Source organism: Actinomadura gamaensis (assembly GCF_042652125.1).
Classification (GTDB): Bacteria; Actinomycetota; Actinomycetes; order Streptosporangiales; family Streptosporangiaceae; genus Spirillospora; species Spirillospora gamaensis.
The window spans coordinates 627,218-651,215 of sequence record NZ_JBHSIT010000003.1 but is presented as its reverse complement, the minus strand read 5'-3'; the positions used below and the strand labels follow the sequence as shown (position 1 = coordinate 651,215).

Genomic DNA, 23,998 nt, shown 5'->3' with positions numbered 1-23,998 from the left:
GGAGCGACCATGACCACCTGCCCTGAGATCGACGCCGCCCTGTCCCGGCACGCGGCGGAACGCCCGCACGCCGCCGCCGTGATCGGCGCGGCCGGGACCCTCACCTACCGCGACCTGGACCTCCGCGTCGACCGCGTCGTCGCGAGCCTCGCGGGCGCCGGGCTGCGGCCCGGCGACCTGCTGGCCATCGCCCTCCCGGACGGCCCGCACGCGGTCGCCGCGCTCCTCGCCGCCGTCCGCGCGGGCCTTCCGTTCACCTGGCTGGACACCGACCAGCCCGCCCACCGGCACCGGCTCCTGCTGGACGACTGCCGTCCCCGCGCCGTCCTGACCGCGGACGGCGTGCACCTCCGCCCCGGAGCGCGCGACGGCCTGCCGTCCGGCGCGGCGTGCGTCGTCTACACCTCGGGATCGACCGGCGTCCCCAAGGGGATCGTGCAGTTCGGCGCCAACCTACACCAGCTCGCCGCCTGGTTCGCCGCCGAGATCGGCATCGGCCCGGACGACCGCGCCCTCCAGTGGGCGAAGTTCAGCTACGACGCGGCGAGCCTGGAGGTGTTCGCGGCGGTCCTGACCGGTGCGGCGCTCGTCGTGCCGCCGCCCGCGGCGAAGTCGGACGTCGGGACCATCGCGCGGTGGATCGCGACGCAGCGGGTGACTCTCGTCCAGGCGGTGCCGAGCCTGTGCCGCGCCCTCCTGCACGCGCGCGACGCCCTGGGCGAGCCGCCGCTCCCGCACGTTCGCGTGCTCAGCCTGTTCGGCGAGATCCTGCACGGTCACCTGGTCGCGCGGGCGCGCACGCACTTTCCCGACGCGACGCTCTACAACCTGTACGGGCCGACCGAATGCGGCCTCGCGACCTTCCTTCGCGTACCGGACGGCGCGGACGGAGCCGTCCCGGTGGGGCATCCCATTCCCGGACGCGAGATCCTGCTCCGCGCCGCCACCGGCGAGCCGCCGTCCGCCGGCATGCCTGTGTCCGAGGGCGTGCCTGTATCCGAGGCCGCTCCTGTGCCCGATGGCGACATCGGCGAGATCTGGGTGCGCAGCCCTCACCTGGCGCACGGCTACCTGGACCGCCCGGACGAGACGTCCCGCGTCTTCCTGCCCGGCGGCGACGGCGGGCACCGCGTCTACCGGACGGGTGATCTCGGACGCCGCCGCCCGGACGGGACCCTGGAGTTCCACGGACGCGGCGACGACCAGGTGAAGATCCGCGGCATCCGGGTCGAGCTGGGCGAGATCGACGCGGCGCTGTACGCCGATCCGGGCGTGGCGCAGGCCGGTGTCGCCGTGCACGGGACCGGCACCGCGGACGCGCGGCTGACCGCCTACCTGGAGCCGCATCCCGGCGCGCCCGTGGACATCGCCGCGCTGCACCGGGGCCTGACCCGCACCCTGCCCGCCGCGCTCGTCCCCGCCGCCTACGTCCTGCTCGACCAGCTGCCCCGCACGTCCACCGGCAAGATCGACCGCACCGCGCTGCCCGACCCGGAACCGCGCGGCGGCGCGGACGCCCCGCACCGTCCACCCGAGACCCCGACGCAGCGCGCGCTCGCCGAGATCTGGACGTCCGTCCTCGGCTGCGGGCGGGTCGGGCTCGACGACGACTACTTCGCGCTCGGCGGGACGTCCCTGCTCGCCCCGCGCCTCGTCGACGCCGTCCACGAGGAGCTCGGTGTCGAGCTGCCGGTGCGCGCCGTCTTCGAGCATCCCCGCCTGGGCCACCTGGCCGACCTCATCGACCGCGAGTACGCCCGTGAAAGGGAAGAGCATGCCGCTTCTGAAGCATGACCTGACGGAACCGGACTTCTGGGCGCGGGACGACTGCCACGCCCTCCTCGCCGCGATGCGCCGCGAGGCGCCCGTGCAGCGCCATCACAGCGCGTCCGAGGGGCCGCTGTGGGCGGTGCTGTCGTACCGGCACGCGGCGGAGGTGCTCGCCGACCCGGCGACCTACAGCTCGCGCGGCGGGTCCCTGCTCGGCACCGGCCCGGACGGCCCGCCCGCCGGGACGGACCGGATGATGGCCCTGTCCGACCCGCCGCGGCACCGCCGCTACCGCGACCCCGCGCTGCCGCTGCTGTCCAACCGGCGGGCCGCCGCGCTGTCCGGACGCGTCCGGGAGCTGACGGGACGGGTCGTCCGGCGCGCGCTGGAACGGGGCGAGATCGACTTCGTCCGGGACATCGGCGCGGCCGTCCCGCTCACCGTGATGTGCGACCTGATGGGCGTCGCGGAGGCCGACCGGGACGCGATCGTGCGCCTCTGCGACCAGGCGTTCCTCGCCCCCGACGCCGAGCGGCGCCGCGCCGCGCACCAGCGGCTGCTGCCGTACCTGTTCCGCGAGGCGCTGGCCCGCCGCGACCATCCCGGCGACGACCTGATCGGCGCGCTGTCCGCGCCGCAGCCGGACGGCACCCGGCTCAGCGTCGAGGAGACCGTGCTGAACTGCGACAACATCATCGTCGGCGGGATCCAGACCGTCCGGCACACGGCGGCGATGAGCATGCTCGCGCTGCTGCGCCACCCCGGTCACCTGCGCACGATGCTGGACGGCGACGCGGACCCGCGGCGGGCCACCGAGGAACTGCTGCGCTGGACGTCGGTCGGCCTGCACGTGCTGCGCACCGCGCGCCGCGACACCGAACTCGGCGGGTGCCGGGTGCGGGAGGGCGACCGCGTGGTGGTCTGGGTGCCGCCGGCCAACCGCGACGAGGCGGAGTTCACCGCCCCCGGCGTCCTCCGGCTGGACCGGCACCCCAACCGGCACCTCGCCTTCGGTTGGGGCCCGCACTACTGCATCGGCGCCCCACTCGCCCGCCTGGAGCTGACGGCCCTGTTCGAGGCGCTCGCCGAACACGTCGGCGCGATCGAGCAGACCGCCGAACCGGTCCACAACCGCTCGATCATCAATTTCGGGCTGGAGTCGCTTCGGGTGACACTGCGTCCGGCGCGGCGACCCGCCGGACCAGCAGCAGCCCTCCGGTGACCGCCAGCGTGGCCCCGCAGGCGGCCAGCAGCACCCGGTAGTCGAGCACGCCCACCAGCGCCGCCCCGGCCGCGATCGACGCGGTCTGCGGCAGCAGCAGGTACAGGTCCGCCGCCGCGGAGACCCGGCCGATCAGCCGCGGCGGCGTGTGCCGCTGCCAGGCCGTCGCGTACCCCACGAGCAGCCACGGGACGCCGACGCCCGCGAGCACGAACCCGCCCAGCACGACGGGTGTGAGCGGCACGGTCATCAGCCCCGAGCCGGCCGCGCAGAGCGCGAGCGCGGCGCCCACCGTGCGCGCCTCGCCGACCCGGCGGATCATCCGCGCCACCGTCAGCCCGCCCAGCACGCTGCCCGCGCCCTGCACGCTCATCAGCACCCCGAAGAACGAGGGCGGATGGCGCAGCCCCTGGTCCACCACGGCGAAGTCGGTGCTGTCGAAGAAGCCGAGCACGCCGAACGCGGCCGCCGCGACCAGGGACATCCACGCCAGCAGCGGCGTGCGCCGGATGTGCCGCACGCCGTCGATCGCGCCGCCGGACGGGCCGTCCGGCACCTCGGACTCCTCGACCCGCAGCGTCGCGAGCACGAGGATCGCGACGCCGAACGTCGCCGAGTCGAAGACCGCCAGCGCCCCGCCGCCCGCCGCCGTGTACAGCCCGGCGCCGACGAGCGGGCTGAGCACCCGGAAACCCTCGCCGACCGTGCGGATGGCGGCGTTCGCGGTGACGAGGTCCTCCCCGCGCACCAGGTCCTTGACCAGCCCGGCGAGCGCGGGCCGCAGCAGCCCGAACGCGCATCCGTACCCGACCGCGACCACGTAGATGATCGGAAGCTGCGCGGTCGAGCGGACGAGCAGCAGCGCCAGGACGCCCGTGCCCGCGACGGCGTTCGTCACGATCAGGAGCCGCCGACGGCCGGTCCGGTCCACGACGTGCCCGGCCAGCGGCCCGAACGGCACCGGCAGCGCGAGGCAGAGGAACACCGCCCCGGCCGCCGCGTTGCTGCCGGTCAGGTCCTTCGCCCAGATCCCGAGCGCCAGGTAGAGCGCGCTGTCCCCCAGGCTGCTCAGGGACTGTCCCACCAGCAGGCGGCGGAACCTCCCGTCATGAAGCGCCCCCATCGCCATCTCCCCCTCCACCAGCGGCCGTTCCCCCGCCGCCGGTCGCGGGCGGAGCTCCGCCCGCCCCCGCGAAGAACCGGATCGGCCGCGACCGCTCCGGCCGCCCTCCGGCGTCCTCGATCCGGTCGCGATAGCGCGCCAGCAGCTCGTCGGCGCGCTCGGTGAGCTCCTCGCGGAACTCGTCCAGTTCCTCCGGCGTCATCCACACGGTGACGCCGAGCGCGAACGAGGCGCGCCGCCACTCGGGCGGCTCGTCCCGCAGCATGCGCCGCCACGTCCGCAGCCGCGCGAACTCGCGTTCGAGGAACTGCTCGGTGACGGCGTCGACCGCCTGCTCCTGCTCGTCGTCCATGCCGGTGGTGTCGACGGCCTGGACGAGGCGCTTCAGACGCCACGGCCGTTCGCGTCCGTCCCGGGCGACCGGTTCGATGAACCCGTGCCGCGCGAGCACCCGCAGATGGAACGAGCAACCGGCCACCCGCTCGCCGAGCAGCTCGGCGCAGCGCGTCGCGGTGGCCGTCCCCTCGGTTCCGAGGACGTCCAGCAGCGCGAGCCGCGTCGGATGCGCCAGCGCGCGCAGGCGCACCGGGTCGCTGATCGGCCCGTCACCGCCGGAACGCGCTCCTGGATCGGTCGTCACATCACCACGGTAATGCCGCGAATCGGACTAACAAGACTCCTTGCGCAACATTCCTTGCTCATGACCGGCTCCGGCCTTCGCTCCGGAAGACTGAACACCTCACCCGTCCCACCCGAACCGACGCTCCCACTCGCCTCCAGCGCGCGATTCCGAATCCCGGATGGGGCGGGGGCACTGCTTCCGCACCTGTCAAGGAACGGCGTTGAGGACTTTTACCACATGGCCCATATCCGTTTGATCGGAGCAGGTGGCGGCCATTGACAGAAAACTGACCGATCGCGGCCATTTACGCTGCGGCGAGTTTTCTTGACGGCCATTCCCGCGCACTGCCAAGATCCCCTCCTCGACCAAAGATCTTGGTTCGAGAATTGCCTGGAGGCAACGCATGGGACAGCAGCATCGGGGTTCCGCGGCGGGTCTGAAGCGGAAGCTGGCCGTGGTGGGGGCCGTGGCCGTCGTGGGCGTCGTCGGCAACGTCGCCACGGCGGAGGCGGCGACGCCCGCCGCCGCGCCCAAGGTTCTGGCCAAGTACAACGTCGACTTCTCGAGCCCCTCCCTCGCCCGCGGCACGAGGGTCATCCACTGCGAGATCCGGTTCATCGGCGACCACGGCGGCATCCCGCACAAGTCCGGTCACGTGCACGGCACGATCAACGTCCGCACCGGCGTGACCTGTACCCAGCCGCTGCGGATGATCCGCGGGAAGGTCGGCCTCTTCAGCAACCGCGGAAGCAAGATCAAGGCGTTCGGCAGCACCGGCGCGCGGACGGCCAAGGGCAACGCGGCCCTCGTCTGCCGGACCGGCAAGTACCACGGCGAAGCGGTCGCCACCCTCTACGCGCCCGCCGGGTACTCCCCGCGGGTCGCCACCGTCGGCAAGAGGACCCCGACGGTCTCCATCCACTGCTGACGGCGCATCACCGGTTGATCTCGTCGCTGTCCGCCCACACCGGGTCGGCCACCTCGACCGGGACGGCCTCCAGGCGCTCGTCCGCCAGGATCTCGGCGACGAGCGCCCGGGTGCCCCCGAGGTAGGTCGAGTCCAGGTCCGTCTCCGTGGTGACGCACCACGCCCGGTCGTCGGGCCAGAAAAGGTTGGGTGACTGCGGAAAGAGCGGCATCGCGAGTTCCCCGGCGGCGTCGAGGGGGCCCTCGAGCAGGAGATAGCCGCGTTCCGGCAGCTCCACTCGGGGGCCTTCGGCGTACTCCGGCGCGAGCACCCCGGGCTCCCCTTCCGCCCCCGCGTCCGCCGTGAACGTGGCGGTCGCCCCCTCCGGAGCCGGGCGGTACCCGTCCGAGACGCAGAACCAGCACCGATCGGCCGTCGCGGTGTGCCTGCCGAGGACGTCGCACAGCGCCGCCAGCAGTTCCGGAGCCAGCGACCCGGGATCGGGCTCCTCCACCCACGGCCGCGCGACGTCCGTCCGCGGCACCGGCCCGGCCAGCGCCTGGAACTGCACCCGCGGATGCACCGTCCCGCCCGACCACGCCGCCACCTGCGCCCACGTCACCGGGCTCCGGTCGGCCGCGTAGGCCGGATGCAGAATCCGCGCGTAAGCCTCGAACCCGTGCGGCACCAGACCGCCCACCCCGGACCCGAACGGCCCGATCCCCGCGACCACCCAGTCGGCCGCCGAGACGTCACCGCACGCAGAAAGCCGTGAACGCCGAGCCATCACGCCGACCTCCGATCACGCGTCCCCGCACCCTACGCCATCCCCGAACCAGCGCCCGGGCCCCCTCGCCAATGGCGCCGGAGAACCACAAACCATAAAGCAGGGCGAGCCATCAAGCCCGCGCCGACATCACTCATTCAACTAGAAAACACCTCAAAAACATGTCGACACCTCTCAAAAGCCACCCGGCCTTTTGAGCAGCCCGCGCCGTCGCCGAGATACCGGACGCTCAACCCCGGAACTTCACTTCGGCGCTTTGCAGAGGGGACACCCGCTTCGCCACTAGGGGGATTGGGGTGGCCAGGTGGCGAGGGTTGCTCGCAAGGCTTCGTGGATGTTCGTGCGGGGCTTGTAGCCCAAGGCGGTGATGCGGCTGAGGTCGTAGCGGGTGCCTGCGGCGATGGACTGGACGGCGTAGCGGGTGAGCATCGGACGGGTGGGTCGGCGGCGCAGTGCCGCGGCCGTTTCGGACAGAGCCGCGGCGGCCATGGCGGTGCGGTAGCCGAGGGATCTGCGGACGGGCGGCACCCCCATGTGCTCGGCGAGAAGGTCGAAGAAGCGGCCGGTGGTGAGGCCGTAGGAGTCGCCGACGACGTAGCCTTCGCCGCCGGCCGAAGGGGTGGTCGCCGCCAGGACGATCGCTTCGGCCAGGTTGTGGCTGTAGGTCAGTTCCAGGGGCGCCCGGCCGTGGTCGAGGTGGACGAGCCGGCCGTTCCGCAGGTTCCCGGCCAGTTCGGGAAGCAGGTGCCGGTCGCCGGGGCCGAAGACCCACGTCGGGTAGACGACGGTGACGTCCAGGCCGCGTCGCAGGTAGGACCAGGCCAGGTTCTCGCCGGCGAGCTTGGACCGGGAGTAGGCGGACGCCGGGCAGCGTCGCGGTGAGCGTTCGCTGATGGTGGTGCGGCCGTTGAAACCGAACACGTCCACCGTGCTGAGATAGACGAACCGCTGGACGCCGCAGCGCAGCGCGTCTTCGAGCAGTGCGCGCGTGCCGTCCCGGTTGACCTGCCAGATGCGGGGGCCGGGGCGCCAGTCGCTCAGCATCGCCGCGGTGTGGACGACCAGTCGCGCTCCCCTGCTCGCCCCCGAGAGCGACGCCGGGCGGGTCAGGTCGCCGACGTGACGCTGGTCGATGAGGGACGGGTCGGACGGCCTGCGGACGAGACCGCGCACCGTCCACCCGTCGGCGCGCAGCGCGGCGGCCACGGCGCTGCCGACGCAGCCGCCCGGGCCGGTCACCAGCGCCAGCTTCTCGTGCCCCATCTCCGACCTCTCCCTGCCGCACAGCCCCGGAAAGATGATCATGTCCCGGCCGGGCCAGAGCGTAACAGTGCGTAGCCGATCATTGTTTAGCGGCGCTCTGACCTGTGCATCTCCTGGATATCGGGTGAATCTTTCGCTACTGGGAGTGGTGTTGCCGATGCTGCCCTTTTTCGTCAGATCGGCCGTCGCGGACGGGGTCACGGTGACGCCGGTCCGGAGCGCCGCCTCCCGGGCGGCGTTCGTCGCTCTGCCCTACCGGCTGTACCGCGACGACCGGCTGTGGGTTCCACCGCGGCGCGGCGACTGCCGGCGCCGGTTGAGCCGCCGCCGCAACCCCTTCTTCGACCACGCGGACGTCGCGCTCTTCCTGGCCCACCGCGGTCGCGAGGTGGTGGGCCGGATCGCCGCGGTGCACAATCACCGTCCGCCGCAGTCGCACCGCGACCGGGAGGGGTTCTTCGGGCAGTTCGAGTGCGCCGACGATCCGGAGGCCGCCGCCGCGCTGGTGCGGGCGGCGGGAGACTGGCTGCGCGGGCGCGGGCTGGTCGCGATGACCGGCCCGGTCAATTTCACCACCAGCGACGAGTGCGGCACGCTCATCGAGGGTTTCGACCTGCCGCCGGTCGTCATGAGCGCCTACAACCCGTCCTACCACGCGGCGTTGCTGGAGGGATGCGGGCTCGTCAAGGCCAAGGACCTGTACTCCTGGCAGTGGACGGCCGACGGCAATCCGCTGCCGGACGCCATCTCCAAGATCGCGCAACGTGCCGCGCGCGGCGGCGTGACGGTGCGGCCGTTGGAGCTGAGGGATTTCCGAGCCGAGGTCGCTCGGCTGCGGTCGCTGTTCAACTCCACCGTCAGTCCCCTCTGGGGGATGCAGCCCTTCAGCGATCGCGAGTTCACGGACCTGGCGACCCGCCTGCGGCCTTGGGCGCGCCCGGAGTTCCTGCTGATCGCCGAAGTTCGCGGACGTCCGGTCGGGACGCTGCTGGCGGTCCCGGACGTCAACCGGGCCCTGGCGGCGGCGCGCGGCGCCCCGCCGGTCGTGCGCACCGCGCGTGCCCTGCGCGCCGTCCGCTCGATCGACCACGGCCGCGTGCTGGCGCTGGGCGTGGCCGCCGAGTACCGCCTGCGCGGCGTGGAGGCGATCCTGGTGGAACGCCTGGCCGCCGCGGGCCTCGGCCTCGGCATGCGCAGCGCCGAGATCGGCTGGACGCTGGAGGACAACACGTCCGTCAACCGCACCATCGCCCGGCTCGGCTGCCGGCGCACCAAGGTCCACCGGCTCTGGCGGCGGGACCTCTAGTCGATGCCGCGATCGATCGTTCACGCGTTCATGATCTGGCCAGCTCTGCGCCAAATTCGCTCATCCGAACAGAGCTGATCAACGAGCGCGGGACGAGCGTGGCCCACGGTTGTCGATGTGATCAACCGGGGGGATGCGATGAACGACACTGGTTCCGGACCCGACCGGGCTCCGTCCGAGGGCCCGTTCGGACGTCGGCCGTCCGGGGGGCGGCCGTCCGGGGGGCGGCCGTCCGGGGCGGCGACGTGGGGGGCGCGGGTCACCGGGGTGGTGATCCGGCACGCGGTGGTGGTGCTGGCGCTCGCCGCGGTCTGCCTGGCCGTCGCGGCGGTCACCGGGTACGGCGTCCACGACCGGCTGTCCCCCGGCGGCACGACGGCGTTCGGTGCGCCGTTCGAGACGGCCGACCACCGGCTGGAAGCGGGCTTCCGGGCGGGCTCCCCCGACCTGGTCGTGGTCGCGCGCGGAACGGCCGGGGTGGACGACGCCGCCGCCACCGCGTCCGGGACCCGCCTGACCGAGCTGCTGGCCGGCGCCTCCGGCGTCACGCGCGTGACGTCCTACTGGACGGAGCCGATGGAGCTCCGGCCGTCGCTGCGCAGCCGGGACGGCCGGTCCGCGCTGATCCTGGCCCGGCTCGCGGGGACGGAGATGCAGCGGGTGGCCGCGGCGAACCGCCTGGCATCGGTCCTCAACGGACGGCACGGGCCGCTGACGGCGGCGGTGACCGGCGAGGCACAGGTGAAGGCGGAGACCCAGCGGCGCAGCGCCGACGACCTGGCGGCGGCCGAACTGATCGCCGCGCCGTTGAGCCTGGCGATCCTGCTGCTGGTGTTCGGCAGCCTGCTCGCCGCGGTGCTGCCGGTGCTGGTCGGGGTGCTGGCGATCACCGTGACGATGGCGGTGCTGCGGCTGCTGACCGAGCTGACCAGCGTCTCGGTCTTCGCGATGAGCATCACCACGGCGCTGGGCTTCGCGCTGGCCGTCGACTTCAGCCTGTTCATCCTCACCCGCTTCCGCGAGGAGCTGGCCGCCGGACGCGCCAGCGCGGACGCCGTCAGGATCACGATGAGCACGACCGGACGGGCCATGGCCTACTCGGCGGCCACCGTCTCCCTGGCGCTGACCTGCCTGCTCGTCTTCCCGTTCCCGATGTACCACTCGATCGCCTACGGCGGCATCACCGTCACCGTCGTCGCGGCGGCCGGGAGCCTGCTGGTGCTGCCCGCGGCGCTGGTGCTGCTGGGCGCGCGCGTCAACAGCCTCCCCGTCCGGCTCCGGCGGCGCCGACCCGCGCTGTCCGGTACGCCCGCCCCGCTCACCGCTGCTTCGCCCGGCCCCGGCTCGCCTGCGCCCGCCTCGGCCGGGACGGGCGTGTGGTCCCGGATCGCTCTGCTGGTCATGCGGCGGCCGTGGCGGGTGGCGGTGCCGACCGTCCTGGTGCTGGCCGCGATGGGCGCGCCGTTCCTGGGCGTGCGGTTCGGTGTCTTCGACGACCGGCTGCTGCCGCCGCAGTCCGCCGCCAGCCACGCGTCCCAGCAGCTGCGCCGCGATTTCGACGCGCGCGGCACCATCGCCGCCACCACCGTCCTCCTGCCGGACCTGCACCTCGGCGCGGACGCCGCCGAGCTGGACGGGTACGCCCGGCGGCTGTCGGCGCTGCGAGGCGTGACGTCCGTCCGGACGGCCACCGGCTCCTACACGCGCGGCGCGCGCGTCCCCGACACGACCGCGGTCCCGCCCGACGACCGGATCACCGCGGACACCACCGCCCGGACCACCACGCGCGAGACCCGTCCGAGCCCGGACGGCGCGCTCGCCGCGACACCGCCCGCCTCCACGGCCGCGCGGTTCACCGGCCCGGCCGGGACCTGGCTGGCCGTCGCGACCGCCTACGAGCCCTACTCGGCCGTCAACGGGCACCTGGCGCAGCAGGTGCGGCGGCTGCCCGCCCCCGGGCCGGTACTGGTCGGCGGGCCGGGCGCCCATCTGGCCGACACCCGCGGCCCCATCGCCGCCGCCCTGCCGATGGGGCTCGGCGCGGTGGCGCTGATCACGTTCGCGCTGGTCGCGGGGCTGACCGGCAGCGTGGTCCTGGCGGTCAAGGCCGTGCTGATGAACGCGCTCAGCCTGACGGCCAGCTTCGGCGTGCTGGTCTACATCTTCCAGGACGGTCATCTGCGGTGGCTGGTGGGCGATTTCAGCGTCACCGGCCACATCGACGTGCTGGTCCCGGCGCTGCTGTTCTGCATCGCCTTCGCGCTGTCGATGGACTACGAGATCTTCCTGCTGTCGCGGATCACCGAGGAGTACCGCCGCTGCGGCGACACCACCACCGCCGTCGCGACCGGCCTGCAGAACACCGGACGGCTGTTCACCTCCGCCGCGGTGATCTTCGCGGTCGTGATGGCGGCGATGGCCACGTCGTCCCTGGCCCTGCTGAAGATGATCGGCGTCGGGCTGGCGGTCGCCGTGCTCCTGGACGCCACCCTGATCCGCGCCCTGCTCGTCCCGGCCGTGATGCGCCTGGCCGGACGCGCCAACTGGTGGACGCCCTGGCCGCGCCGGATCCGGACGCCCTCGACCGCGCCGGCCACCGAGCCCGGCCACTGACGCGCAGCCGTGGCGCTCCTCGGTGAGCCCAGCCCAGCCCAGCCCTGCCGTGGCCAGTACTCGCTCAACCAGGCCGCGGCCAGAACTCGGTCAGCCGTGCTGCGGCCGTGGCTCGGTCAGCCTTCCGCTGCGGCCAGGGCTTCGAGGAGGCCCAGGCGCCGTCCGGTGGTGGCGAACGCCTCCAGGATCCGGTCCACCTGGGCGTCGGTGTGGGCGGCGGTCGCGCCCAGGCGGATCACGGCCTGCCCCTCGGGGACGCTCGGCGCCACCATCGGCAGCGCGAACACGCCGCAGTCCAGCAGCCCGGCCGCCATCTGGAGGCAGGTGAGGGTGTCGCCGATCGGCACCGCCATGATCGGCGTGCTCGTGACCGGCGTGGCGAATCCGAGCTCCGCCAGGCCCGTGCTGAGTCGCTCGGCGACGGCGGCCACGCGGCTGCGGCGCTCGGGCTCGTCCGCGACGATGTCCAGGGCGCGCAGCGCCGCCGCGGTGCACGACGGGGGCAGGGACGCCGAGAACAGCGCCGCCCGTCCGCGGTTGCGCAGGTAGGCGATCACCCGTTCGGGGCCGGCGACCGCGCCGCCCAGCGACCCCAGCGTCTTCGACAGCGCGAAGGTCTGCACGTCGATCGCCGGCTGCATCCCGAAGTGCTCGCCGACGCCGCGTCCGCCGGCGCCCAGCAGGCCCAGGTCGTGGCCGCTGTCGACCACGAGCCTGGCCCCGTACCGCTGCGCCACCTCGGCGATGCCGGGCAGGTCCACGACGTCCCCGGTGACCGAGAACATCCCCTCGGTCACGACCACGCGCGGCGCGTCCGGCCGGGTCTGCTCCAGCAGCCGGGCCAGATGCGCGGCGTCGTTGTGCCGGAACCGCCGCAACCGCGTCCCGCCGAGCCGCGCCGCGTCGATCACCGACGCGTGGACGTCGAGGTCGGCCGCCACCGTCTCGCGCGGCCCCAGCAGCGGCGCCAGCGCCAGGTTCGCCTGGTAGCCGGTGGAGACGACCATGACCGCCTCGAACCCGACGAACTCGGCGAGCCGCCCTTCGAGCTCCTCGTGCAGGGCCAGCGAGCCCGTGGCGATACGGCTGCTGCCGTTGCCGCATCCCAGCTCGCCCGCGGCGCGCGCCGCGGCCTCGGCGAGCCGCGGATCGCCGGACAGGCCCAGGTAGTCGTTGCTCGACGCCAGCACCAGGGTCCGGCCGTCGATCACGACCTCCCCGGCGGCGGGCCGGGCCTGCACCGGCCGGTAGTAGGGGTAGATCCCCAGCGAGGCGGCCATCTCATGGTCGGACCGCAGGACACACTTGTCGAAGACATCCACCATGGCAACCGTCCCCCCGGCCTCGGCCCGTCCCCAGCCTTCAAGATCATTACCGGGATCGCCGGGGCCACACTCCGCGACGGCGGCCTTTGCCCCCACCCCACCGAACCTTGATCACCTCACCGAACCTTGATCACCCGAGCGGGCCGCCGCGCGGTGCGGGCGACGAGCCGGACGGCGCTCTCAGTCGCGAGGTCCGCGGGCGAGGGCGCGGAGGGCTTGGTCGGCCGGGGAGTCCGGGTCGGGGAAGTAGACGTAGAGGACGTGGCCTTCCGGGCCGGTCAGGGGGAAGGTCTCGTAGTTCAGGCTGAGCGTCCCCAGCCCTTCGACGTCGAGTCGCTTCTGGCCGATCACGCGGTCGTAGACGTCGTGGGAGTCCCAGAGGGAGCGGAAGGTGTCGCTGCGGGTCCGCAGGGTTTCGACCAGGTCGTCCACCTCGGCGGGACGGGTCGCGGCGGTGGCGCGCAGGCCCGCCACCGCCTGGACGGCGATCTCGGACCACTCGGGATAGGTCCGGCGCGCCCTCGGGTCCAGGAAGGTGAACTCGACCAGGTTGTGGCCCGGAGCCCAGGCGGGGTTGACCCGGCCGGCCAGCGGCGTGGCCGCCAGGACGTCGCGGCGGGGGTTGACGACGAAGGCGGGCAGGTCGGACCAGCGTTCCAGGAGGTGCAGGACGCCCAGCCGGACGGTCTGCGCGGGCGGCGCGGTCCGCGGCAGCGGGGGCATCGCCAGGGACCACAGGTACGCGCGCTCGGTGTCGCCCAGGCGCAGGACGCGGGCCAGCGCTTCGAGGATCTCCCGCGAAGGGTTCCGGTCGCGGCCCTGCTCCAGCCGGGTGTAGTAGGACGGGCTGACCCCGGCCAGCAGCGCCAGCTCCTCGCGGCGCAGGCCTTTGACGCGCCGCCGGGTGCTGTCCACGACTCCGGCGGAGGCCGCGTCGATCCTCTCCCTGCGGCTGCGCAGGAACGAGCCGAGTTCGTTGTCGTCACGTGCCATCGGAACGAGCTTAGCCGTCCAGGGTGACCCTCGGAGAGCCACCCTCAACGGGGAATGGCACGTTCCAAGACGTCCGGTGAGGATAAAGGCATGACTTCCGAGACGACGAAGACCTGGCTGATCACGGGATGTTCCAGCGGCCTCGGGCGCGCCCTGGCCGAGCATGCCCTCGAACGCGGCGACCGGGTGGCCGTCACCGCCCGGAACCGGGAGGCGGTGGAGGAGTTCGCGACCCGCTACGGCGATCGCGCGCTGCCGCTGGAGCTGGACGTCACCGACCCCGGTTCGGTGACCGCCGCCGTCCGGGCTTGCGAGGAGGGGTTCGGGCGGGTGGACGTCCTGGTCAACAACGCCGGGTACGGCTATCTGGCCGCGGTCGAGGAGGGCGAGGACGCCGAGATCCGGGCGCTCTTCGACACCAATGTCCACGGCGTGGTCGCGATGCTGAAGGCGGTGCTGCCCGGTATGCGGGCCCGGCGGAGCGGACGGATCGTCAACGTCTCGTCCTTCGGCGGGCTGGCGGCCTTCGCGGCGACCGGGTACTACCACGCCACGAAGTTCGCGCTCGAAGGGCTGTCGGAGTCGCTCGCGGCGGAGGTCGCGCCGCTCGGGATCGCGGTGACGATCGTCGAGCCGGGCGGCCTGCGCACCCGGTGGGCGGGCTCCTCGATGCGGCGGTCGCCGGTGCGGATGGACGACTACGAGCAGACCGCGGGCAAGCGCCGCGACTCCACGCTGGCGGTGTCGGGACGCCAGCCCGGCGATCCGGTGCGGGCCGCCGCGGCGATCGCCACCGTCGTGGACGCGGACGCGCCGCCGCTGCGCCTCCTGCTCGGCTCGGACGCGCTGGCCGGCGCCCGAAACCGCCTCGACCGGCTCCGGACCGAGATCGACGCCAACGAACCGCTGACCAGAAGTGCGGACCTGGAGGGAGCGTGAGCGCCGTGGGAGCGTTCGTCGTGATCGGCGCGGGACCGGGAGTGGGCGCCGCGGCGGCCCGCCGGTTCGGCCGCGAAGGCCATCCCGTCGGACTTGTCGCACGCAACGCGGAGCGCTTGGAGCAGATCGCCGCGGACGGTCCGTCCGCGGCGACGGAAACCGCCGACGTCACCGACGCGAAGGCCCTGACGGCGGCGATCGCCCGGCTGCGCGAACGGCTCGGCCCGATCGAGGCGGTGCTGTTCAGCCCGCGACCGAGCCTGGAGTGGATCAAGCCCGTCCTGGAGACCGAGCCGTCCGACGTCGAGAACGCGCTGGCGCTCAGCGTCGTCGCCGCGGCCACGGTCGTCCGGGCGGTCGTGCCCGACATGGTGCGGCGCGGACGCGGCACCCTGCTGTTCACGACCGGCGGCGCCGCCGTCGAGCCGCATCGGGACCGCGCGGTGTCCGGCGTGGCCTACGCGGCCGAGTCGGCCTACGTCCGGATGCTGCACGACGCCCTGGCCGACCAGGGCGTCCACGCCGCGCAGGTCACCATCGTGGGCGCCATCGGCCCCGGGGCCCACCACGAGCCGGACGCGGTGGCGGGCGAACTGTGGCGTCGCCACACCGACCGCGACCAGCCCCTGGTCGTCCTACGCTGACGTCCTTCCGAGGCGTCAGCCGTAGACGGCGAGGCCGTTGGGGACGGGGCGTTCGCGGCCTTCGGACGGGGTGTTGCGGACGGTGGCGGACGGTTCGCCCGGCATGCGCGCGGCCAGCGTGGACGAGCCGCCGCCGTCCAGGAGCAACGCGTCCCGCGCGCCGAGGCGGCGCAGCAGGTCGGCGACGCCCGCGATGGTCTCGCCGGAGCCGGTCTCGTGGCGGCCGTCCAGGACGATCACGTACATGCGGCGTCCGCCCGGGGCGAGACCGACGGCGGTGCGGGAGCTGCGAGTGCGCGCGTCCAGCTTGGGGGCGGGCTCGCCGTGGCGCAGCAGCGGAAGGCCGCCGAGTGCGTAACGGAAGCGGACCGGGCCGGTCAGCGTGGCGGAGACCCGCACTTTCTGGCCGACGCGGAAGGCCCGCAGTTTGGTCACGGGTTCGTCACGAGCCAGCAGGAGGCTCGTGCCGGATGGGAGAGCGCCGCCAGGGTCGGCCAGGGACGTCACGCGGCCCTTGCGGATGAGCACGGCGGCGGTGTCGGCGGTGCAGGGCGCGTTGCGGGACAGGTCGGTGCCGCAGAACGCGCGGGCGCGCGAGGCGGAGCCCCAGGCGGAGGTGTAGAGGCCGACGCCGCCGACTGGGAGGGCGTACTGGTTGAGGCCGCGCAGCGGGATCGTCCGGGTGCCCGTGCGGATCGTCCCGGAAAGGGTGAGGCGGGCGATCCGGCCGACGCCGCGGCGGTCGACGCCGATCACCGTGCCGGACGTGCCGGGCGGCGCGGCGGGGCCGAAGCGCTGGCCGTCCGGGACGGCGGCGCGGATCGGGCGTCCGGCGGTCACCTCCGGGCCGTCCGGGGCGAACGTCTCGGGCACGCCCGGATGGGCTCGCTCGGAGATGTCGAAGAAGTCGCCGTTGACGCCGGCGACGGCGCGCGCCCGGTTCACCATCTCGGAGACGGGAGCGCGGGGAGTGCCGGACGGCGGTCGGAGCAATCCCGTCCGCGCGCGGCGCAGGTCGATTTCGAGGAGCTTTCCGGTGATCTGCCCGTCGCGCACGTCGCGGAGGGTGACGCCGGGCGCGATCCGCAGTTCGGCGGCGGGGGGCGGGGCGGGCGCGAGGGCCAGCGCGAGCATGATCCGCATCAGCACGCGGCCCATGCTGGCGCAAGATCGGCGCCCGGCCGCGCGACACGCGGAGCGCGGTCCGTGGCCTCCTTCGGCCGCGCGTCGAGGGAGGGCAAAGAACAGGTCGGCCCCGGCGTGCCGCGCGCGGGCCTCGGGTACGGGCCGTTCGATGTCACGTTCCATGGAAGGACCTGCGGAGACGTCCGCCGGACGGCTCTGCCTGGTGACGGGCGCCAGCGGCTACATCGGCGGCCGGCTGGTGCCCGAGCTGCTGGACGCCGGGTTCCGGGTTCGCTGCATGGTCCGGTCGGCGCAGCGGGTCCGCGACCATCCGTGGGCGAAGCGCGTGGAGATCGTCGAGGCCGACGCGACCGATCCGGAGCCGACCCGCCGCGCCCTGGACGGCGTGGACGTCGCCTACTACCTGATCCACGCGATCGGCGGCGAGGGCCGGTTCAGCGACACCGACCGGCGCGCCGCCCGCACGTTCGCCGAGGCCGCCGAGGACGCGGGCGTGGCACGGCTCGTCTACCTGGGCGGAATGGCCCCGGAAGAGGAGCTCTCACCGCACCTGGAGTCGCGCGCCGAGGTCGGCCGGATCATGCTGGACTCCGGCGTGCCCGCCGTCTGGCTGCGCGCCGCGGTGATCATCGGCTCGGGGTCGGCGTCCTTCGAGATGCTGCGGTACCTGACCGAGCGGCTGCCGGTGATGGTCACGCCCCGCTGGGTGCACTCGCGCATCCAGCCGATCGCGATCCGGGACGTCCTGCACTACCTGGTGGCGTCCGCCGACCTGCCCGCCGAGGTCAGCCGGGGCTTCGACATCGGCGGTCCGGACGTCCTCACCTACCGGGACATGATGCTGCGGTACGCCGCGGTCGCCGGGCTGAAGAAGCGCCTCATCGTGTCGGTGCCCGTGCTGAGCCCGTGGTGGTCGAGCCTGTGGGTCGGGGCGCTCACGCCCGTGCCGGGACGGCTGGCGCGCCCGCTGGTGGAGTCGCTGCGCAACGAGGTGGTCTGCCGCGAGCACGACATCGCCCGCTACATCACCCCACTGGACGACGGGCTGGCGGGGTTCGAGCAGGCGGTGGCGCTGGCGCTGCGGCGCGTCCGGGAGGCGGACGTCGCGACGCGCTGGTCGTCGGCGAGCGTCCCCGGCGCCCCGAGCGACCCGCTGCCGACCGATCCGGACTGGGCGGGCGGCAGCCTCTACAGCGACGAGCGCGTCTGCGACGTGCACGCCTCGCCGCACCGCCTGTGGGAGGTCATCGAGGCGATCGGCGGCGAGCACGGCTGGTACTCGTTCCCGCTCGCCTGGAGCGTCCGGGGCGTCCTGGACCGGCTGGTGGGCGGCGTGGGCCTCCGCCGGGGCCGCCGCGACCCGCGCCGCCTCCGCATCGGCGAGACGGTCGACTTCTGGCGGGTCGAGGAGATCGAGCCCGACCGCCTCCTGCGCCTCCGCGCCGAGATGCGCCTCCCCGGCCTGGCCTGGCTCGAACTAGGCGTGGACGACCGCGACGGCCGCGTCCGCTACACCCAACGCGCCCTCTACCACCCGCAAGGCTTCCCCGGCCACCTGTACTGGCGCGCCTTCAAGCCCTTCCACAACCGAGTCTTCGGCCAGATGTGCCGAGGCATAGCCCGCGCCGCCGAACGCCCCCCACCAAACAACCACCCACCCACCCCCGCCCCGACCCCATAACGCCCCGCCTCACCGGCCTAAGAACGTTCAGGCCGTGTCAATACGAGCGATGACGGCCTCAACGGCGTCCTGTGCATCGGCGAGCGGCACACGCACCGGTTCACCGTCCGCGGCACGCCAGGTGTAGTGGGTGCTGGTGATCTCCACGCGCAACTCCTCGATCGTCGCGACGCTTGAGGCCCCGTCCTCACTGATCTGCCTGGGGAACAGTCCGCGCACGCACAGCCCGGCCACGAGCCGATGCACGGCGCGCAGCGGCGTGACCGTCTCGCAGGGCGCCGGCCGGTCGTCCGGCAGCGCCAGCGAAAACCACACCGCCTTGCCGCTGACCGGGCACGGCCGCAGCCGCGACCTGCTGCGGTGCGCGCCCGTCCCCTCGGCGAGCGCGGCCACGATCGCCAGTCCCTTCCCCGATTCGGCGAGCAGGCCCCGGCACTCCGACGCGGGCAGGTGACGCGGATCGGCGTCGAAGACCGACACCACCAAGGCCGGACGAGGGCTGGTCCGCGCCCACACCCACAGCTCCGCGGCGTTCTCACGGGCGTGCACCAGCGCATTGGTGCTCAGCTCCGACACCATCAGCGCCCCGTCGTCGACGAGGTCGGCCGGAAGTCCCATCTGGCGCATCACGATCGAGAGGGACGAGCGCGCCACCGACGCGCACGTCCGATCCGGCGGCAAGGGGAACACCCGTGCCTGCCCGGCCGCCAGGACGGGGATGTCGCTGTTCAGCACGTCCCACCCCGCAGCCCCCACGTGTTCTCGCCGAGCGCCGGCGCGGAGCACTCGTACGGGCACGCGAACCTGTCGCTGCGCTTCCGCTCCCGCCGCGACATGCTCCGCAGCCGGGCGACCTGGCGGGACAGTCCGCGATACCAGCCGGTCCTGACCAGCGGCAGCACCGCCGCGGCCGGGCGACCTGGCGCAGCCGGTGTCGCTCGCGACAACCCGGCAAGCTCCGTCGCCAGTGCCTTCGGCACCTCTACCATTGGCGACACACCTCCTTCGAGAGGTTGAAGCCGCGCGGCCGGAACGGTTTCTCAGGCCAGTGATCCGGCCGCGCGGCGCTCTTCGTCGTGACCACTCTCGCTCAGATGCCTACCGTCTGTCACGAAGTCCGTGCAATTATCAGGCCGCCCATGCAAACTGGCTGTGCTGCCGATGTCTGACCGCGTCTGGCGACGGCCTTCAGACACAGAACCAAGCGACAGGAAGACTCTCCATGCCCGAGCTTCACGCCCCGACCGTCCGAGGACGCCGACTGGCGCGCGAGCTGCGGCAGCACCGGGAGCACGCCGGACTCACCCCGGACCAGGTGGTCACCCGACTCGGTTGGAGCCGATCGAAGATCAGCCGGATCGAGAGCGGACGAACGCGACCGAGCGTGGCCGACGTGACGGCCGTTCTCGACCTGTTCGGCGTCACCAGTCCGGTCCGGGACGCGCTCGTCCAGCTGGCGCGCGATGTGCAGAAGCGCGGCTGGTGGACCACTTACGCGGATCTCTGGGACGGCTCGTACGTCGGTTTGGAGGACGAGGCGTCCCGAATCCGGTCCTACCAGGTGCAGTTCGTTCCGGGCCTGCTCCAAACTCCCGACTACGCGCGTGCCGTGATCTCCGCGGGGCGGCCCGACCGGCCCGCGGAAGTCGATCGCCGGGTGCGGGCCCGAATGGCTCGCAAATCCGTGCTGGCTCGCAGTGACGCGCCCACGCTGACCGTCGTCCTGGACGAGGGTCTGCTGCGCCGCCCGTTGGGAGGCCGGGACGTGATGCGCGAACAGCTCTACGCGCTCGTCGCGGCCTCCCAGGGAGGCAGTGTCACGATCAGAGTGCTCCCGACCGAGACGGACACCCTGCTCGGAGCCGAGGGGCCGTTCGTGCTCCTCTCTTTCGAGGAGTCCGATCCCGATGTCGCATACTCCGAGGGCATGTCCGGGTGCGTCTACATGGAAAGCCAGGAGCAGGTCTCCCGCTGTAGGGTGACGTTTGAGCGTCTGTTCGAGACCGCCCTCTCCCCCGAGAAGTCGGTCGCGCTCATCGAGACCTATGCCAAGGAGTAGAGGGTGCCGATGCCTACCGCCCCTTACGCGGATCTCGTGTGGCGGAAGTCGAGCAGGTCCACCAGCAGCAACGACTGCGTGGAAGTGGCGGCCTCCCGGAACGACGAGATCGCTGTGCGGGATTCGAAGCTTGTTCCCGGGCCGGTGCTGGTGTTGGCGCGCGAGACGTTTGCCGAGCTTGTCGATGCTGTTCGCCTCGGCACGCCGAACGTCTGACTCCGGTGAGTCGGGGGCGCCGGGTGGTCATGATTGCGGGTCGGGTGGGAGCATTTCTAGGGCGCGCATTCCCTCGATCGTCTGGATGATGGTCGTTTCCGCGGGGCGGGGGTTCCAGGCCAGGTCGGTGCGGGCTCGGGTGTTGCGGATGACCAGCGGGGGCGGGTCTTCGCCTGGTTCTTGACGGGTCGGGACGCGGGACGCCAGGGGGCCCAGGCGGCGCAGGATTTCGGCCAGGTCCACGTGGGTCAGGGTCGGGCCGTCCGCCACGGCCAGGTATCTCCGGCCCGCGGCGTTCGGGGCGGCCATCGCGCGGAGGTGGAGGTCGGCCACGTCGCGGACGTCGACCACTCCGAAGCGTTGGCGGGGCAGGAGCGTCGTCGTCCCGTCGAGCATCGCTTTGAGCAGCCGTAGGGACGAGCGGACGTCCGGGCTGAGCGGCGGGCCGAAGACGAACGTCGGGTTGAGGACGGTGAGTTCGGTGGTGCCGTGGCGATCGGTTAACTCCCAGGCGGCGCGTTCGGCTATCGCCTTTGAACGGGCGTAGGCGGAGAGTCCGGGGGTGTCGGGGTCGGTCCAGTGCTCCTCGGTGAACTCCGTGGTCGGCTCCGCGGTGTAGCGGACGGCGGCGAAGGACGAGGTGAGGACGGTCCGGCGCGCGCCGGCGTCGATGGCGGCGCGCAGCACGCGGAGGGTGCCTTCCCGGGCCGGGACGATCAGCTCGTCGGGGTCGTCCGGTTCGCGGGTGGGGATCGGCGAGGCGACGTGGTGGACCTCCTCGCATCCGGCGACGGCGGCGGGCCAGCCGTCATCGGATGTCAGGTCCGCGATGACGCATTCGAGGGGTGTGTCGTCCGCGCCGCCGCGGCGTACGGCCGCGCGAAGGTCGGATTCGCTGGTCGGTGAGCGGAGGGTTGTGCGCACTGGCCGACCGGCGCGTAGGAGGGCGACGATCAGGTGCGTCGCCAGGAATCCGGTTCCGCCGGTGACCAGGACGCGGCTCACCGTCCGGTCCCGGGAGGATCGATGATCACCATGGCGCCAGTAGATCACCGGTCCGGAACCGTCTCCAGGCGCTCTCGGGCAGGTGACGAGGGTTTCGGTGAAAGGCGCGGTTTTCGGTCCGGTGGCGGAGGCGTGCGAAGCGGTCTTTCTCTCCCGTCGGCGGAGGCGGAATTTTGGTGGCCTGAAATTCCGGTTCATGACTTGTTGTGGCCTGATGCGGACATAAATGGTCAAGTGACGGATGACACCCCGTCTGACGTGGACCGAGGCCAAAGTCTGCCTATTTCATGCCTGTTTGGCAGGGTTTGTCGACGCCGTGATACGCCTGTTGGGGGTTTTACAAGAGGCCTTCGGCGAGTAGTCGGGCGAGACGCGCATGGCATCAGGGTGGATGGTCGGCCGCAGGGACGGTGTCGTCTCGTCCCATGCGGCGGCGGAGCGGGACTGCGGGCGCGTTCCGGCGCTGGTCGCCGAGCAGGCGCGTCGCACGCCCGGCGCGACCGCGGTGGACGACCCGGGCCGGACGGTCACGTACGCGGAACTGGCCGGGCGCGCGGCCGGGGTCGCGGCACGGTTGCGGGACGCCGGCGCCGGAGCCGAAACAGTTGTCGGAGTCTTCCTTCCGCGCGGCTCGAACCTCGTGGCCGCGGAGTTGGGCGTGCTCTGGGCCGGAGCGGCGTACCTTCCGCTCGAACCCGGCAGTCCTTCCGGACGCCTGGCACATATATGTAAGGACGCCGGGGTCGGGCTCGTGGTCACGACGCGGGAGTTCGCGAATCGGCTTCCCACCGCGCTTTACGTCATCGATCTGGAAAGGGTTTCGGGCGGGACCGGAACTCCCGAATCCGTCCGGGCCGACCAGCTCGCATATGTCATGTACACGTCGGGTTCGACCGGGCTGCCGAAAGGCGTGATGGTCGAGCACGGCGCCCTCGGGAACTTCACTTCCTGGTATCGGCACGAGTTCGGGCTGGGGCCCGCCGACCGGGTCGCCATGCTCAACGCGCCCGGATTCGACGTCTCGGTGGCCGATGTCTGGCCCGCCCTGACCAGCGGCGCGCGCGTCGTCGCCGCGGACGAGGAGACGCGGCTGTCGCCCCGGCGGTTGCGGGACTGGCTGGCCGGCGAGGAGGTGACCGTCGCGCTGCTGGCCACTCCCCTGGCCGAAGCCGTGCTCGGGCTGCCCTGGCCGTCCGGGGCGAGGCTCCGCTACCTGGTCGCGGCCGGCGAGGCGCTGCGCGCCCGTCCCGCGCCGGGAGTGCCGTTCACGCTGGTCAACGGGTACGGGCCGACCGAGGCGACGGTGCTGGCCACCTGGTCGATCGTGGAGGCGGACGGCGAGGGCGCGCCCGACATCGGCGGACCCGTCGCCGGGGCGAGCGCGCACATCCTGGACGAGCGGCTCCGGCGCGTCCCGCCGGGTGAGCCCGGCGAGCTGTACATCGGCGGCGTCGGCGTCGCGCGCGGCTACCTCGGGCAGCCCGAGCGGACGGCGGAGCGCTTCGTCGCCGACCCGTTCGGCGGCGCGCGCCTCTACCGGACGGGGGATGTCGTGCGGCGCAGGCCGGACGGCTCGCTCGACTTCCTCGGCCGCGCCGACGAGCAGGTCAAGATCCGCGGTCACCGGGTGGAGCCGGGCGAGGTCGAGATGGCCGTCCGGCGCCACCCGTCGATCGCCGCCGCGCACGTGGTGGCGCATCGGGGCACGACGCTGGCGGCGTACGTGGTGCCGCGCGAGGGCGCCGCCGCGCCGAGCCTCCCGGAGCTGAGGGCGTTCCTCGCGGACGATCTGCCGGACTACATGCTGCCCGGCGCGTGCGTGCCGCTCCCCAGCCTCCCGCTGACGCCGAACGGGAAGGTGGATGCGAAGGCGCTGCCCGATCCGGATTCGGCCGCCGCGCCCGTCGCCGGGGTGGCGCCGGAGACCGCCACCGAGCGCGCGCTGGCCGGGCTCTGGTGCGAGCTGCTGGAGCTTCCCGAGGTCGGGGTGCTCGACAACTTCTTCGACCTCGGCGGGCACTCGCTGCTGATGCACGTCATGCAGGACCGGATCGCGACGTCGCTCGGCGTCCGCACGCGCGTCGTCGAGCTGTTCGAGCATCCGACCGTCCGCGCTCTCGCCCACCACCTGGACCACCCCGACGAGCCCGCAGGCACGGGCGCGGGTGCTGGCAGGGGCACGGGTGCAGGCGAGGACGCGGGTGCAGGCCCGGGCGAGGGCCCGGACGCGGGCGAGGGCTCGGGCGCGGGGGCGCGGAGGCGGGACGGGCTTGCTCGGCTCGGGCGGCGGCGTCGCGCCGCCTCGGGCGTCGATGCGCCCGCGCCGTCCGAGGCGTCCGAGGCGTCTGAGGCGTCCGAGATGCGGGAGCGGTGATCC

General features: G+C 73.0%; 20 protein-coding genes. 11 read left to right on the top strand and 9 right to left on the bottom strand.

From position 1 onward, the window contains the following. Positions 1 to 9 precede the first annotated feature (9 nt). Positions 10 to 1,794 (top strand): non-ribosomal peptide synthetase, encoded by a 1,785-nt coding sequence (locus ACFPCY_RS13220; RefSeq protein WP_378254762.1) that lies wholly within the window; start codon positions 10 to 12, stop codon positions 1,792 to 1,794. Then, positions 1,775 to 2,992, top strand: coding sequence for a cytochrome P450 (locus tag ACFPCY_RS13215; protein ID WP_378254760.1), 1,218 nt, complete (start codon positions 1,775 to 1,777; stop codon positions 2,990 to 2,992). The genes ACFPCY_RS13220 and ACFPCY_RS13215 overlap by 20 nt, the downstream gene beginning before the upstream one ends. Here ACFPCY_RS13215 and ACFPCY_RS13210 read toward each other — a convergent pair. Together ACFPCY_RS13210 and ACFPCY_RS13205 are read right to left on the bottom strand one after the other, a co-directional pair. Continuing rightward, positions 2,913 to 4,115: an MFS transporter gene (locus tag ACFPCY_RS13210; RefSeq protein WP_378254758.1), complete on the bottom strand. Its 1,203-nt coding sequence runs from the start codon at positions 4,113 to 4,115 to the stop codon at positions 2,913 to 2,915. The two genes, ACFPCY_RS13215 and ACFPCY_RS13210, sit on opposite strands and share 80 nt — an antisense overlap. Further along, positions 4,099 to 4,755 carry an ArsR/SmtB family transcription factor gene (locus tag ACFPCY_RS13205; protein WP_378254756.1) on the bottom strand — a complete coding sequence of 219 codons (657 nt, stop codon included), beginning with the start codon at positions 4,753 to 4,755 and terminating at the stop codon, positions 4,099 to 4,101. The genes ACFPCY_RS13210 and ACFPCY_RS13205 overlap by 17 nt, the downstream gene beginning before the upstream one ends. A 385-nt stretch (positions 4,756 to 5,140) precedes the next feature. Here ACFPCY_RS13205 and ACFPCY_RS13200 point away from each other — a divergent pair, with 385 nt between their 5' ends. Next, the gene (locus ACFPCY_RS13200; RefSeq protein ID WP_378254754.1) at positions 5,141 to 5,665 is read left to right on the top strand and encodes a hypothetical protein; all 525 of its coding nucleotides are present in this window, start codon (positions 5,141 to 5,143) and stop codon (positions 5,663 to 5,665) included. A gap of 7 nt (positions 5,666 to 5,672) precedes the next feature. Here ACFPCY_RS13200 and ACFPCY_RS13195 read toward each other — a convergent pair whose 3' ends face one another. Both ACFPCY_RS13195 and ACFPCY_RS13190 read right to left on the bottom strand, forming a co-directional pair. Further along, positions 5,673 to 6,431, bottom strand: a complete 759-nt coding sequence (locus tag ACFPCY_RS13195; RefSeq protein ID WP_378254752.1) for a hypothetical protein — start codon at positions 6,429 to 6,431, stop codon at positions 5,673 to 5,675. Between the two features lie 282 nt (positions 6,432 to 6,713). Further along, the gene (locus ACFPCY_RS13190) at positions 6,714 to 7,694 is read right to left on the bottom strand and encodes an NAD-dependent epimerase/dehydratase family protein (protein WP_378254750.1); all 981 of its coding nucleotides are present in this window, start codon (positions 7,692 to 7,694) and stop codon (positions 6,714 to 6,716) included. Positions 7,695 to 7,851: 157 nt separating this feature from the next. Here ACFPCY_RS13190 and ACFPCY_RS13185 point away from each other — a divergent pair, with 157 nt between their 5' ends. Together ACFPCY_RS13185 and ACFPCY_RS13180 are read left to right on the top strand one after the other, a co-directional pair. Then, on the top strand, positions 7,852 to 9,000 hold the full coding sequence (locus ACFPCY_RS13185) for a GNAT family N-acetyltransferase (RefSeq protein WP_378254748.1): 1,149 nt from the start codon (positions 7,852 to 7,854) through the stop codon (positions 8,998 to 9,000). A gap of 138 nt (positions 9,001 to 9,138) precedes the next feature. Beyond that, positions 9,139 to 11,613: an MMPL family transporter gene (locus tag ACFPCY_RS13180; RefSeq protein WP_378254746.1), complete on the top strand. Its 2,475-nt coding sequence runs from the start codon at positions 9,139 to 9,141 to the stop codon at positions 11,611 to 11,613. Positions 11,614 to 11,729: 116 nt separating this feature from the next. On the opposite strand, the gene ACFPCY_RS13175 is transcribed toward ACFPCY_RS13180, so the two are convergent. Beyond that, positions 11,730 to 12,938 carry an aminotransferase class I/II-fold pyridoxal phosphate-dependent enzyme gene (locus tag ACFPCY_RS13175; RefSeq protein ID WP_378254743.1) on the bottom strand — a complete coding sequence of 403 codons (1,209 nt, stop codon included), beginning with the start codon at positions 12,936 to 12,938 and terminating at the stop codon, positions 11,730 to 11,732. Between the two features lie 180 nt (positions 12,939 to 13,118). After that, the gene (locus tag ACFPCY_RS13170) at positions 13,119 to 13,931 is read right to left on the bottom strand and encodes a helix-turn-helix domain-containing protein (RefSeq protein WP_378254741.1); all 813 of its coding nucleotides are present in this window, start codon (positions 13,929 to 13,931) and stop codon (positions 13,119 to 13,121) included. A 90-nt stretch (positions 13,932 to 14,021) separates the two neighbouring features. Between ACFPCY_RS13170 and ACFPCY_RS13165 the strand changes: the two genes are divergently transcribed. Together ACFPCY_RS13165 and ACFPCY_RS13160 are read left to right on the top strand one after the other, a co-directional pair. Beyond that, positions 14,022 to 14,870, top strand: coding sequence for an oxidoreductase (locus tag ACFPCY_RS13165; protein WP_378254739.1), 849 nt, complete (start codon positions 14,022 to 14,024; stop codon positions 14,868 to 14,870). Next, entirely contained in the window at positions 14,867 to 15,514 is a 648-nt protein-coding gene (locus ACFPCY_RS13160) for an SDR family NAD(P)-dependent oxidoreductase (protein WP_378254738.1), read from the top strand. The genes ACFPCY_RS13165 and ACFPCY_RS13160 overlap by 4 nt, the downstream gene beginning before the upstream one ends. Before the next feature lie 15 nt (positions 15,515 to 15,529). On the opposite strand, the gene ACFPCY_RS13155 is transcribed toward ACFPCY_RS13160, so the two are convergent. Next, the gene (locus ACFPCY_RS13155) at positions 15,530 to 16,672 is read right to left on the bottom strand and encodes a phosphodiester glycosidase family protein (protein ID WP_378254736.1); all 1,143 of its coding nucleotides are present in this window, start codon (positions 16,670 to 16,672) and stop codon (positions 15,530 to 15,532) included. Between the two features lie 148 nt (positions 16,673 to 16,820). Between ACFPCY_RS13155 and ACFPCY_RS13150 the strand changes: the two genes are divergently transcribed. Continuing rightward, entirely contained in the window at positions 16,821 to 18,341 is a 1,521-nt protein-coding gene (locus ACFPCY_RS13150; protein ID WP_378254734.1) for an SDR family oxidoreductase, read from the top strand. Between the two features lie 27 nt (positions 18,342 to 18,368). Here ACFPCY_RS13150 and ACFPCY_RS13145 read toward each other — a convergent pair whose 3' ends face one another. After that, positions 18,369 to 19,076, bottom strand: coding sequence for an ATP-binding protein (locus ACFPCY_RS13145; RefSeq protein ID WP_378254733.1), 708 nt, complete (start codon positions 19,074 to 19,076; stop codon positions 18,369 to 18,371). A 487-nt stretch (positions 19,077 to 19,563) separates the two neighbouring features. Between ACFPCY_RS13145 and ACFPCY_RS13140 the strand changes: the two genes are divergently transcribed. Both ACFPCY_RS13140 and ACFPCY_RS13135 read left to right on the top strand, forming a co-directional pair. Continuing rightward, the gene (locus ACFPCY_RS13140) at positions 19,564 to 20,400 is read left to right on the top strand and encodes a helix-turn-helix domain-containing protein (protein ID WP_378254731.1); all 837 of its coding nucleotides are present in this window, start codon (positions 19,564 to 19,566) and stop codon (positions 20,398 to 20,400) included. 9 nt (positions 20,401 to 20,409) lie between these two features. Further along, positions 20,410 to 20,616, top strand: a complete 207-nt coding sequence (locus ACFPCY_RS13135) for a DUF397 domain-containing protein (RefSeq protein WP_378255156.1) — start codon at positions 20,410 to 20,412, stop codon at positions 20,614 to 20,616. Between the two features lie 27 nt (positions 20,617 to 20,643). Here ACFPCY_RS13135 and ACFPCY_RS13130 read toward each other — a convergent pair whose 3' ends face one another. Next, positions 20,644 to 21,621, bottom strand: a complete 978-nt coding sequence (locus ACFPCY_RS13130) for an NAD-dependent epimerase/dehydratase family protein (RefSeq protein WP_378254729.1) — start codon at positions 21,619 to 21,621, stop codon at positions 20,644 to 20,646. 376 nt (positions 21,622 to 21,997) lie between these two features. Between ACFPCY_RS13130 and ACFPCY_RS13125 the strand changes: the two genes are divergently transcribed. Then, positions 21,998 to 23,995, top strand: coding sequence for a non-ribosomal peptide synthetase (locus ACFPCY_RS13125; RefSeq protein WP_378254727.1), 1,998 nt, complete (start codon positions 21,998 to 22,000; stop codon positions 23,993 to 23,995). Positions 23,996 to 23,998 lie beyond the last annotated feature (3 nt).

Excerpts from the sequence above, each read along its gene's own strand:
- ACFPCY_RS13195 (WP_378254752.1), bottom strand. The coding sequence starts at position 6,431 with ATGGCTCGGCGTTCACGGCTTTCTGCGTGCGGTGACGTCTCGGCGGCC.
- ACFPCY_RS13125 (WP_378254727.1), top strand. The coding sequence starts at position 21,998 with ATGGCATCAGGGTGGATGGTCGGCCGCAGGGACGGTGTCGTCTCGTCC.
- ACFPCY_RS13215 (WP_378254760.1), top strand. The coding sequence starts at position 1,775 with ATGCCGCTTCTGAAGCATGACCTGACGGAACCGGACTTCTGGGCGCGG.
- ACFPCY_RS13210 (WP_378254758.1), bottom strand. The coding sequence starts at position 4,115 with ATGGGGGCGCTTCATGACGGGAGGTTCCGCCGCCTGCTGGTGGGACAG.
- ACFPCY_RS13180 (WP_378254746.1), top strand. The coding sequence starts at position 9,139 with ATGAACGACACTGGTTCCGGACCCGACCGGGCTCCGTCCGAGGGCCCG.
- ACFPCY_RS13140 (WP_378254731.1), top strand. The coding sequence starts at position 19,564 with ATGCCCGAGCTTCACGCCCCGACCGTCCGAGGACGCCGACTGGCGCGC.
- ACFPCY_RS13155 (WP_378254736.1), bottom strand. The coding sequence starts at position 16,672 with ATGGGCCGCGTGCTGATGCGGATCATGCTCGCGCTGGCCCTCGCGCCC.
- ACFPCY_RS13190 (WP_378254750.1), bottom strand. The coding sequence starts at position 7,694 with ATGGGGCACGAGAAGCTGGCGCTGGTGACCGGCCCGGGCGGCTGCGTC.
- ACFPCY_RS13200 (WP_378254754.1), top strand. The coding sequence starts at position 5,141 with ATGGGACAGCAGCATCGGGGTTCCGCGGCGGGTCTGAAGCGGAAGCTG.
- ACFPCY_RS13175 (WP_378254743.1), bottom strand. The coding sequence starts at position 12,938 with ATGGTGGATGTCTTCGACAAGTGTGTCCTGCGGTCCGACCATGAGATG.
- ACFPCY_RS13185 (WP_378254748.1), top strand. The coding sequence starts at position 7,852 with ATGCTGCCCTTTTTCGTCAGATCGGCCGTCGCGGACGGGGTCACGGTG.
- ACFPCY_RS13150 (WP_378254734.1), top strand. The coding sequence starts at position 16,821 with ATGGAAGGACCTGCGGAGACGTCCGCCGGACGGCTCTGCCTGGTGACG.
- ACFPCY_RS13220 (WP_378254762.1), top strand. The coding sequence starts at position 10 with ATGACCACCTGCCCTGAGATCGACGCCGCCCTGTCCCGGCACGCGGCG.
- ACFPCY_RS13165 (WP_378254739.1), top strand. The coding sequence starts at position 14,022 with ATGACTTCCGAGACGACGAAGACCTGGCTGATCACGGGATGTTCCAGC.
- ACFPCY_RS13135 (WP_378255156.1), top strand. The coding sequence starts at position 20,410 with ATGCCTACCGCCCCTTACGCGGATCTCGTGTGGCGGAAGTCGAGCAGG.
- ACFPCY_RS13170 (WP_378254741.1), bottom strand. The coding sequence starts at position 13,931 with ATGGCACGTGACGACAACGAACTCGGCTCGTTCCTGCGCAGCCGCAGG.